Here is a 9,871-nt window from a genome sequence, read left to right on the forward strand (position 1 = left end):
CCGCCGTCAGCGACGTCTTGCCATGGTCGACGTGGCCAATCGTGCCGATGTTCACGTGAGGCTTGTTACGCTCGAATTTACCTTTTGCCATTGTCTCTTTCCTTGGACGGCCCGGATCTTCAGTTCGGTCGAAGACCTTCAGTTCAGTCGAATGCGGGGCGATTAGCGACAAAGGCCAAAAAACACAAGCGTCTTTTGGCCGGGTGCCGTCTCACTCAGTCCGAACCATCGATCCGATTGCGGGGATATGACGAAGATATAGGAAGGCTCTGGGCAAAATGAAGGGGTAGCGGGCCGACCGATCGAGGCCGCGAAAGCGCTGGCTTGCTTGCCCGGCCCTGTCTGATTCATGGCCAGGCCATGGACCATTGCCGCCACCACCCGCCTCTGATCTTGTGGCCAGATGCATTTCATCCCTGCCTCTATCCGCGGCCCGCTGTTCATGATCGTCTCGACGGGATCGTATCTCGTCAACGACACGATGATGAAACTCGCGACGGCAGGCCTGCCGTCCTACGAAGTGCTGTTTCTGCGGGGTGCCGCGGCTGCGCTCTGGGGCTTCCCGCTGTTGTTCGCGCTGGGCTACGGCAAGCAGATCCCGCTGATCTTCGACAAGCGCGTACTGAGCCGGAACGTGCTCGAGCTGGCGGCGATCCTTTGCTATGTGGTCGCGCTCGCCAATATGCAGATTGCCGATTCCACCGCGCTCGGACAGATCACGCCGCTCTTGATGCTGGTCGGCTCCTCGATCCTGTTTGGCGAACGGATCGGCAGCCGTCGCATGGCGCTCATCGGGCTCGGTTTCGTCGGCGCGCTGATGGTGGCGCAGCCGACCATGCAAGGCATTTCGGTCTACGCCCTGCTGGCGCTCGGCAACGCAGCCCTCGCGGCGGCGCGTGACCTCGCCGGCCGGCGGGTCTCGGCCGAGGTGCCGGGGATGATCGTGGCGATTTCCGCCGTCGTGGTGGTGCTGATCGGCGCCGGCGCCGCGCATCTGGTTTCAGAGCGCTGGGTCATGCCCCAGGCACATCACCTGCTGCTGATGGCGGGTGCTGGATTTTTCCTGATCTTCGGCCATTTCTTCATCTTCATGGCCTATCGCATCGGACCGACCAGCGCCGTGGCGCCGTTCTACTATTGCTTCACCGTCTGGGCGGTCATTTCGGGCCTGCTGGTGTTCGGGCAGTTCCCCAACACGCTGGCCATTTGCGGCATTCTGCTGGTCGTCGGCAGCGGGCTGACCATCGTCTCGCTGGATCAGCGTCAGCGCCGGCTGGCCGTCGTCGCCTGACGCATGTCGCCCAAAAGGGGCCCCGGTTTTGGGAGAACGACGTGCATAAACAAAACCTGGAGCCTCCGCATCCAAGCACCCGCGCATGAGCAGTTGCCGGGCCGAAAAAGATCGTCTACTCGGCGAAGCATCGTTCGTTCGACGACGACATGATCAATCAGCCAAGGGAGTTCCCCGTGACCGATTTTGACCAGAACAAGAGCTCCGACGCCGAGCACAAGGCCGCTATCCGCAAGTCGCTTGTCGGCTGGGCGGTGTTCATCGCCGGAACGCTGATCTTTTTCGTCGCCGCCGATGCAGTGTTGATGCCATAGACGAGCCGCTGCACGTACAGGCCTGAAGCCGGTCTTGCCTTCGGAAACTCGAAACCTCAGACGATCCGCAGGTGCCTAAAGCGTCCGCCTTGCGCTGAACTGATGGTAGGCCCACAGCACGACCACCGCCCCAACCACCGCGACGATCAGGCTGGAGATGTTGAGACCGGTGACACCCACGCCAAAGATCTGGCTGCAGATCACGCCGCCGACAATGGCGCCGACGATGCCGAGGACGATATCCATGATCAGGCCCTGGCCGGTCTTGTTGACGATCTTGCTGCCCAGGAAGCCGGCAATGGCGCCCAGAATGATCCAACTGATGATACCCATTTTTTCCTCTCCATCCCCTCGCCAGCCGACATTTTCATAGGATTGTCAAAACCTCAAGCCAGCTTGAAATTCTGCCCGAATGCTTCATTGTTGATGAGGGGTCGGGCCTTGGTCGCTATGGAGGATCCACGATGGGACTTTTTGACAACGCCGTTCCCGGCGGCAACATCACCAAACCCCTGATGATCGCGCTCGGCGCATTGCTGGTCGGCAAGATGCTGAGCGGCAGAAGTGCCGAAGAGCCAGAACAGTCTCCCGCGCCCGCTCCGACCGCCCCCGTCCCGACGGAAACCACATCCGCCGATGGTGGCCTGGCTGGCGGATTGGGCGGCCTGCTCGACAAGCTCAGAAATGCCGGCCACGGCAATGCCGCCGACTCCTGGGTCGGCACCGGGCAGAACCAGCCGATCAATGCCAACGATCTTGGCACCGCGATCGGACCGCAGATCATTCGCGAGATCGCGCAACGGACTGGGCTGGACGAGCAGGAACTGCTCAAGCAACTGTCCACCGCCCTGCCCGGTATCGTCGACAGACTGACGCCGAACGGCCAGGTGCCGCAGCAGCACCAGGTCGCCACCGCGTTCAACAGCTGACGCGGCACAGCCACGACAATTGGAGCACTGCGCGCCTCGTGCGCAGTGTTTCGGCTTGCCGGTGATGGGATAAGTGTCTGGAGCGGGTAGCGGGAATCGAACCCGCATATTCAGCTTGGAAGGCTGCTGCTCTACCACTGAGCTATACCCGCGCCGTTCCTGAAGTACCGGATTCATCCGAAAAGCGCCATGCACTTTTCGGTCCGATTCTTGTCACGTTTCAGGGCTTCCGGGCCGGCAGTGGTGGAGAGGGTTGGATTCGAACCAACGTAAGCTAAGCTAACGGATTTACAGTCCGTCCCCTTTAACCACTCGGGCACCTCTCCAGTCTGCCGCCGGAGCCATGCAACGAGGCATTCACGCCGATCCGGACCCGAGTTATGTGTTCTCCGAAACCAGCGCAGCGCCTTATGGCGGCAAGCCCATTGGGTGTCAACCGCGCAACCATGGTTTTTCGTTTCTGTTCGCCGGCTGTGACGGCGGGCCATATCCTTGGCCGGAGGACACAGCTATAGAAGCCAGCCATGAGCGACAAAACCAACACCCCCAAAGACACCCATTACGCCAAGCTGCGCCGCGCCTATCGCGACGAGAAAAGCGGCGGCGCGCCGGCGTTCCGGCCCCGACAGCCGGTTCCGCCGGGCGAAAATGCCGCGGATGGCCTGGTGCGGCTCTACGGCCTGCACACCGTGCGCGCCGCACTCGACAATCCGCGCCGCAAGATTAGGAAGATGCTGGTGACGCGCAACGCGGCCGAGCGCCTCGAAATCGCCGATCTCGCCGCCCTGCCCTTCAAGACCGAACTGGTCGAACCCAGGGACATCGACAAGATCACCGGGTCGGACGCCGTGCATCAGGGTGTGCTGATCGAGGCCGAGCCGCTGAAAGCCAAGCGGCTCGATGCGCTTGGCGACGCGAAGCTGGTGCTGGTGCTCGACCAGATCACCGACCCGCACAATGTCGGCGCTATCCTGCGCTCGGCGGTCGCCTTCGGCGCCGGCGCGCTGATCACCACAGCCCGCCACAGCCCGCAGGAATCGGGCGTGCTGGCGAAATCCGCCTCCGGCGCGCTGGAGCACATCGACCAGATCGAGGTGAAGAACCTCGCCGACGCACTCGGCCAGTTGCACGAGGCCGGCTTCCGCACCATCGGACTTGATTCGGACGCGCCGGCCGAACTCGAAAAGAGCTTTGCCGGAGAAAAGATCGCCTTGGTGCTGGGCGCCGAAGGCAAGGGCCTGCGCCAGAAGACGCGCGAGACGGTGACCACGCTGGCGCGGCTCGACATGCCCGGCGCCATCCATTCGCTCAACGTGTCGAATGCCGCGGCGATCAGCCTTTACGTGGCGCGGGCGTTTTTGAAGCGCGGCTAAGCCAAAAATATCTCGAAACGAGAAACGGGTTCCGACAGACGCCGGAACCCGTTCTTCGACGGGCCAAGAGTTTGCGGCTTGGGAACGTTGCGCCGCCCTCTCCTGACCTATGCCGCTTTGCCCTTGGCGTCGGCTGCCTCGCTGCCGACCTCGAAATTGGCCATCCGCTCCAGCGCCCTGACCAGCGCCGAATGATCCTCCTTGGCGCCGCCATTGGCCGCGCAGGAATTGAACAGCTGCTGAGTCGTCGAGGTGTTGGGCAAGGAAACGCCGAGCGCCTTCGCGCCCTCCAGCGCGAGGTTCAGATCCTTCTGGTGCAGTTCGATGCGGAAACCAGGCGCGAAGGTGCGCTTGACCATGCGCTCACCATGCACTTCCAGAATGCGCGAAGCCGCCAGCCCGCCCATCAGCGCCTGCCTGACCTTGGCCGGGTCGGCGCCAGCTTTCGATGCAAAAACAAGCGCTTCGGCGACGGCTTCAATGGTCAACGCGACGACGATCTGGTTGGCCACCTTGGTGGTCTGGCCAACCCCGTTCGGCCCGACCAGGGTGATGTTCTTGCCCATCTTCTCGAAGACGGGCTTGGCGCGCTCGAACGGCTTTTCCTCGCCGCCGGCCATGATGGTCAGCGACGCCGCCTTGGCGCCAACCTCGCCGCCCGAGACCGGTGCATCGAGATAGTCGCAGCCGAGATCGTTGATCTTCTTTGCGAAGATTTTGGTCTCGATCGGCGAGATCGAACTCATGTCGATGACCAGCTTGCCCTTGGCCAGGCCGGACGCGACGCCATTGTCGCTAAACAGCACATCGGCCACCTGCGGAGTGTCGGGCACCATCAGGATGATGATGTCGGCAGCTTTGGCCACGGCGGCGTGGCCGGTGACGGTCTTCAGGCCTTTGGCGACGAGATCGGCCGGCGGCTTGGAGCGATGGTCGCTGGCGATGACCTTGTAACCCGCGTCCAGCAGATGCCCCGCCATCGGCGCGCCCATGATGCCGAGGCCGATGAAGCCGATGGTTTCCATTGTGGTTCTCCAAATGACTGTGTGAAACGCCCCCTAGTGCTTACGCCGCAGCACTTCCCTGCCCGGCCAACTCCGAAGCCACCCCAAGCCAGCCTCCGTCCCGGCCTTCGGCTTGTACTCAGCCCCGACCCATCCGGCATAACCGATGCGGTCGATATGCTCGTAGAGGAAGGGATAATTGATCTCGCCCGTCCCCGGCTCGTGACGGCCGGGATTATCCGCAAGCTGAATATGCGCGATGCGGCCAAGGTTAGCCTCGATGGTCCGGGCGAGATCCCCCTCCATGATCTGCATGTGATAGATGTCGTATTGCAGGAACAGGTTTTTCGAGCCGACGCGATCGATCAGCGCCGAGGCCTGATCGGAATAGTTGAGGAAGAAGCCCGGAATATCGCGCGTGTTGATCGGCTCGATCAGCAGCCTGATGCCGGCCTGCTCCAGCTTTTCCGCCGCGAAGGCGAGGTTTTCGGCAAAGACATCCTCCAGCACCTTGCGGTCGGCGCCCGCCGGCGCGATGCCGGCCAGGCAATTGACCTGCTGGCAGCCGAGCGCCTGCGCATAGGCGATCGCCTTGGCGATGCCCTGGCGGAATTCCGGCACACGGTCCGGCAGCACCGCAATGCCGCGTTCGCCCTTGCCCCAGTCGCCGGCCGGAAGATTGAACAGCACCTGGGTCAGACCGTTCTTCTTCAGCCGGGCCGCGACGACATCGGGCGCATGGTCGTAGGGGCCGATATATTCGACGCCCTTGAAGCCGGCGCGAGCGGCGGCATCGAAACGGTCGAGGAACTCATGCTCGCCAAAGAGCATCGAAAGATTGGCTGAAAACCGCGGCATTCTTTTTCTCCTAATCCAACATCACGATCGCTGTCGGCGCATCTTCCTGATGTTCGGCAAGCTCCTCGAATTCGGTGATCTTGTCGATCTCGGTACCCATCGAGATGTTGGTGACGCGTTCGAGGATGAATTCGAGCACGACCGGAACCCGGTGCTCCTTCATCAGCCGCTGCGCCTCCTTGAAGGCACCAGCGAACTCTTCGGGCTTGCGCACCCTGATCGCCTTGCAGCCCATGGCCTCGGCGACGGCAACGTGGTCGACGCCGTAGCCGGCCTCGGGATCGCCTGACCGGTTGATGTTCTCGAAGGCAAGATCGACCTCGAAATCCATCGAGAAACCACGCTGCGCCTGGCGGATCAGGCCGAGATAGGCGTTGTTCACGACGACATGCAGATAGGGCAATTTGTGCTGTGCGCCGACCGCCAGTTCCTCGATCATGAACTGGAAATCATAGTCGCCCGACAGCGCCACGATGGTGCGGTCCGGGTCGGCGGCGCGAACGCCAAGGGCCGCCGGCAAGGTCCAGCCGAGCGGGCCGGCCTGGCCGCAATTGATCCAGTTGCGCGGCTTGTAGACATGCAGGAACTGCGCGCCGGCAATCTGCGACAGGCCGATCGTGGTGACATAGGTGACGTCGCGGCCGAACGCCTTGTTCATCTCCTCATAGACACGCTGCGGCTTCAGCGGCACCTGGTCGAAATGCGTCTTGCGCTTCATCGTCTTCTTGCGGGCCTGGCATTCCTTCGCCCAGATCGACCAGTCGCGCAGCTTGCCCGCCGTCTTCCATTCGGTGGCGACGTCGAGCAGCATCTTCAGCGCCGCGCCAGCATCCGAGACGACGCCGAGATCCGGCGCGAAGACGCGGCCGATCTGCGTCGGCTCGATGTCGACATGGATGAATTTTTTGCCCTTTGTATAAACGTCGACCGAGCCGGTGTGGCGGTTGGCCCAGCGGTTGCCGATGCCGAAGACGAAGTCGGCTTCCAGCATCGTCGCATTGCCATAGCGGTGCGAGGTCTGCAGCCCGCACATGCCGGCCATCAGCCGATGGTCGTCGGGGATCGCGCCCCAGCCCATCAAGGTCGGGATGACCGGCACGCCTGAAATTTCGGCGAATTCGATGAGCAGATCCGATGCATCGGCGTTGATGATGCCGCCGCCGGCGACGATCAGCGGCTTTTCGGCGGCGTTGAGCATCGTCAACGCCTTTTCGGCCTGGGCGCGTGTCATGGCCGGCTTGAACGGCGTCAACGGCTCATAGGCGTCGATGTCGAATTCGATTTCGGCGAGTTGCACGTCGACCGGCAGGTCGATCAGCACCGGGCCGGGACGTGACGAGCGCATCAGGTGAAACGCCTTCTGCAGCGCCATGGGGACGAGATAGGGTTCCATGACGGTGACCGCCCATTTGGCGACCGGCGCGGCAATGGCTGATATGTCGACGGCCTGGAAATCCTCCTTGTTCAGCCGCGCCCGCGGCGCCTGACCGGTGATGCACAGGATCGGAATGGAATCCGCGGCGGCCGAATAGAGCCCGGTGATCATGTCGGTGCCGGCTGGACCCGAAGTGCCGATGCACAGGCCGATATTGCCCGCCTTGGCGCGGGTGAAACCTTCCGCCATGTGCGAGGCGCCCTCGACGTGACGGGCAAGCACATGGCGGATCGTGCCCCTCGCCTTCATTGCCGAATAGAACGGATTGATCGCCGCGCCCGGCACGCCGAAAGCGCAGGAAATGCCTTCCTTTTCGAGAACGAGAACCGCGGCATCGACAGCGCGCATCCTGGCCATTTTCCAGCCCTCCACGGGTTTGTCATTGTTGGATTGGCCAAGATGTCAGCACGCCGGTTATTTTTCAATTTTTTCAGAATATTTTTTCATTTCTAGAAAACGGCAGCTATATGCTGATTTTGTTGGATTTTCCGTTTTCCAGGAATTCATCCCTTCGATCGAGTGAAAAACTTTTTCATTGTGTGTTGGCGAAATCGGCTGAGAATGGCGCCATGGAAACGACCGAAAAACGCCAGCGCGGCCGGCCCCGCGCTTTCAACGGGCCATCGGAGGCCAGCTCGGTGCAGTCGCTCGACAGGGCGTTGCGCATCCTGGCCATTGTCGCGGAAGGCAGCGGCCTGTCGCTGAGCGAGATCTCTGCGCAGAGCGGCCTTGCCGCCTCCACCGCCTACCGCATGCTGACGACGCTGCAAAACCACGGCATGGTCGAATTCGACACATCAGACCAGCTCTGGTCGATCGGCGTCGAGACCTACCGCATGGGCGCGGCCTTCCTGCGCCGCCGCAAACTGGTCGACCGCGCCCGTGTCGTCATGCAGGAGCTGATGGAAAGAACCGGCGAGACGGCCAATCTCGGCGTCGCCGAGGACGATTGCGTGGTCTTCGTCAGCCAGGTCGAGACGCACCAGGCGATCCGCGCCTTCTTCCGGCCGGGCACGCGCAGCCCCTTTCATGCGTCGGGCATCGGCAAGGCGGTGCTGGCGCATCTCGAGCCGGAGCGCGTCGGAACCATCCTGCGCAAGGCAGGCCTGCAGCGCTTCACCGACAGGACGCTGTCCGACATTTCGGCGCTTGCCCACGATCTGGCGCGGATCAAGCTGCGCGGCTGGTCGGTCGACGACGAGGAGCGGCACCCCGGCATGCGTTGCGTGGCAGCCGCCATCTTCAACGAATTCGGCGAGCCGATCGGCGGCGTTTCGGTGTCGGGACCAACGGTGCGGGTGACGCCGGAGCGGCTGGCCGAGATCGGCCCGCTGGTGCGCGATGCCGCCGCCGAGGTGACCAGGATGATTGGCGGCATCAGGGCGCCCTGACGGTCCGATCGTTTCAAGCACAGCGAAAAGAGGGGCTGCGGGGGCGCCCCTCTTCTGGCTGATTGAAACGCCACCTCCTCTCAGAGACGGCAGTAGTGGCGATAGCCGTCATGGCCGAGATAGGTGTCGGAGTCGACGTCGTAGCTGGCGTAGCGGTCATAGCAGCGGCGGACGTGCCATGAGCCGCCGCCTTCGTCGACATAGACGGTGCGCGGCTGGGCGAGCAGGCTGCCGAGGACAAAGCCGCCGACGCCGGCCGCAATGCCGATGCCGATTTCGCGGTTGTGGTGATGGCTGTGGGCGGCCGAGGGCTGGACGGTGCCGGCCAGCGTGGCGGCGGCAACTGCAGTGGCGATGAGGCCGGAAACGAGTGTGCTCTTGAACATGACGATCTCCTTGCTTCGTTGACCGAGGCGATCCATCCGCCTCTTGATCATCTGTCGTCGCGGCCAGGAAAAAGGTTCGAATCTTTTTTCGATTTTTCTGCGATCGGGGAAATCGGATCGACCGAGGTCATGCTGACGGCGACCTTGCGAGAGCTTGGCGAAGAAGTTGATGCGGCTGATCTCCCCCCTTGCGGGGGAGATGCCCGGCAGGGCAGAGGGGGTGCTGTCCCGCCAGCTTGTCAACCAATCAGGGCGAGGCAACCGCACGGATAAAATAGAGAAACTTCATGGGGAAGCCGGTGATCCTTCACACCCCCCTCTGTCCTGCCGGACATCTCCCCCGCAAAGGGGGAGATCGGCAGCTTTGCCGTCCCCACTTCACAAAGAGATCGCCCAACGCAAAAAGGGCGGCCGAAGCCGCCCTTTTGGGAAATTGGGTCCCTCCATCAAAGGAAAATGATCACCCTGCCATGCCTGTGGTGATGGTTGTAGTGCTTCCACCAATACTTCTTGAAGTGCTTCTTGTGATGGTTGTAGTTGTGGTGATGGCCGTGCATGCCGTGGGCTGACGACGTGCCGACAGTGCCGGCGAGCGCGCCGGTGGCGACGAAGATGGCGACGAGGCCTGAGGTAAGAGTGCGCTTGAACATGATGATCTCCTGGATCTTTTGATCGAGGCGACCCATTCGCCTCTAACCATCAGTCGGCGCGGCGCGGCAAAAGGTTCGAAAGGCTTGGAGATTTTTTGTGGAGCGCCATTGGCGCAAACGAGCAACGACGGCAAGGACACCAATGAACCGTCGCCCCCTATTCCCCTATTCCCCTATTCCCCTATTCCCCTATTCCCCTATTCCCTCCCCCCATCCCCGTGACATGGCGCAGCCAGAAGG

At 62.2% G+C, this 9,871-nt stretch carries 12 protein-coding genes and 2 tRNA genes; 5 read left to right on the forward strand and 9 right to left on the reverse strand.

The annotated features are described in order from the left end of the window. Positions 1-91: GTP-binding protein (locus NKH97_RS32765; RefSeq protein ID WP_032908143.1), on the reverse strand; the 91-nt coding region annotated here is incomplete at its 3' end. Between the two features lie 312 nt (positions 92-403). Between NKH97_RS32765 and NKH97_RS32770 the strand changes: the two genes are divergently transcribed. Both NKH97_RS32770 and NKH97_RS32775 read left to right on the forward strand, forming a co-directional pair. Next, positions 404-1,291: a DMT family transporter gene (locus tag NKH97_RS32770; protein ID WP_023812086.1), complete on the forward strand. Its 888-nt coding sequence runs from the start codon at positions 404-406 to the stop codon at positions 1,289-1,291. A 176-nt stretch (positions 1,292-1,467) separates the two neighbouring features. Then, on the forward strand, positions 1,468-1,605 hold the full coding sequence (locus tag NKH97_RS32775) for a hypothetical protein (protein WP_164778452.1): 138 nt from the start codon (positions 1,468-1,470) through the stop codon (positions 1,603-1,605). 75 nt (positions 1,606-1,680) lie between these two features. Here NKH97_RS32775 and NKH97_RS32780 read toward each other — a convergent pair whose 3' ends face one another. After that, positions 1,681-1,938, reverse strand: coding sequence for a GlsB/YeaQ/YmgE family stress response membrane protein (locus NKH97_RS32780; RefSeq protein WP_023812088.1), 258 nt, complete (start codon positions 1,936-1,938; stop codon positions 1,681-1,683). A 131-nt stretch (positions 1,939-2,069) separates the two neighbouring features. Between NKH97_RS32780 and NKH97_RS32785 the strand changes: the two genes are divergently transcribed. Further along, positions 2,070-2,534, forward strand: a complete 465-nt coding sequence (locus NKH97_RS32785) for a YidB family protein (RefSeq protein WP_023812089.1) — start codon at positions 2,070-2,072, stop codon at positions 2,532-2,534. Positions 2,535-2,612: 78 nt separating this feature from the next. Here NKH97_RS32785 and NKH97_RS32790 read toward each other — a convergent pair. Together NKH97_RS32790 and NKH97_RS32795 are read right to left on the reverse strand one after the other, a co-directional pair. Further along, positions 2,613-2,686, reverse strand: a tRNA-Gly gene (locus tag NKH97_RS32790). 89 nt (positions 2,687-2,775) lie between these two features. Further along, positions 2,776-2,860, reverse strand: a tRNA-Tyr gene (locus tag NKH97_RS32795). Positions 2,861-3,058: 198 nt separating this feature from the next. Between NKH97_RS32795 and rlmB the strand changes: the two genes are divergently transcribed. Then, positions 3,059-3,907, forward strand: a complete 849-nt coding sequence (gene rlmB / locus NKH97_RS32800; protein WP_023812090.1) for a 23S rRNA (guanosine(2251)-2'-O)-methyltransferase RlmB — start codon at positions 3,059-3,061, stop codon at positions 3,905-3,907. Positions 3,908-4,014: 107 nt separating this feature from the next. On the opposite strand, the gene NKH97_RS32805 is transcribed toward rlmB, so the two are convergent. From NKH97_RS32805 to gcl, 3 genes are read right to left on the reverse strand one after another with little or no spacing between them, the layout of a single operon-like run. Then, the gene (locus NKH97_RS32805; protein WP_023812091.1) at positions 4,015-4,932 is read right to left on the reverse strand and encodes a 2-hydroxy-3-oxopropionate reductase; all 918 of its coding nucleotides are present in this window, start codon (positions 4,930-4,932) and stop codon (positions 4,015-4,017) included. Between the two features lie 33 nt (positions 4,933-4,965). Further along, positions 4,966-5,769 carry a 2-oxo-tetronate isomerase gene (otnI, locus tag NKH97_RS32810; RefSeq protein WP_352581496.1) on the reverse strand — a complete coding sequence of 268 codons (804 nt, stop codon included), beginning with the start codon at positions 5,767-5,769 and terminating at the stop codon, positions 4,966-4,968. 10 nt (positions 5,770-5,779) lie between these two features. Further along, positions 5,780-7,561: a glyoxylate carboligase gene (gene gcl / locus NKH97_RS32815; protein WP_352581497.1), complete on the reverse strand. Its 1,782-nt coding sequence runs from the start codon at positions 7,559-7,561 to the stop codon at positions 5,780-5,782. 212 nt (positions 7,562-7,773) lie between these two features. Here gcl and bhcR point away from each other — a divergent pair, with 212 nt between their 5' ends. After that, the gene (bhcR, locus tag NKH97_RS32820; protein ID WP_352581498.1) at positions 7,774-8,595 is read left to right on the forward strand and encodes an HTH-type transcriptional regulator BhcR; all 822 of its coding nucleotides are present in this window, start codon (positions 7,774-7,776) and stop codon (positions 8,593-8,595) included. A gap of 80 nt (positions 8,596-8,675) precedes the next feature. Here the strand turns inward: bhcR and NKH97_RS32825 are convergent, their stop codons facing one another. Both NKH97_RS32825 and NKH97_RS32830 read right to left on the reverse strand, forming a co-directional pair. Next, positions 8,676-8,981: a BA14K family protein gene (locus tag NKH97_RS32825; RefSeq protein WP_352581499.1), complete on the reverse strand. Its 306-nt coding sequence runs from the start codon at positions 8,979-8,981 to the stop codon at positions 8,676-8,678. A gap of 446 nt (positions 8,982-9,427) precedes the next feature. Beyond that, positions 9,428-9,631, reverse strand: coding sequence for a hypothetical protein (locus NKH97_RS32830; RefSeq protein WP_352556246.1), 204 nt, complete (start codon positions 9,629-9,631; stop codon positions 9,428-9,430). Positions 9,632-9,871: the final 240 nt, after the last annotated feature.

Origin of the sequence: Mesorhizobium sp. M0870, from assembly GCF_040319775.1 — a bacterium.
Classification (GTDB): domain Bacteria; phylum Pseudomonadota; class Alphaproteobacteria; order Rhizobiales; family Rhizobiaceae; genus Mesorhizobium.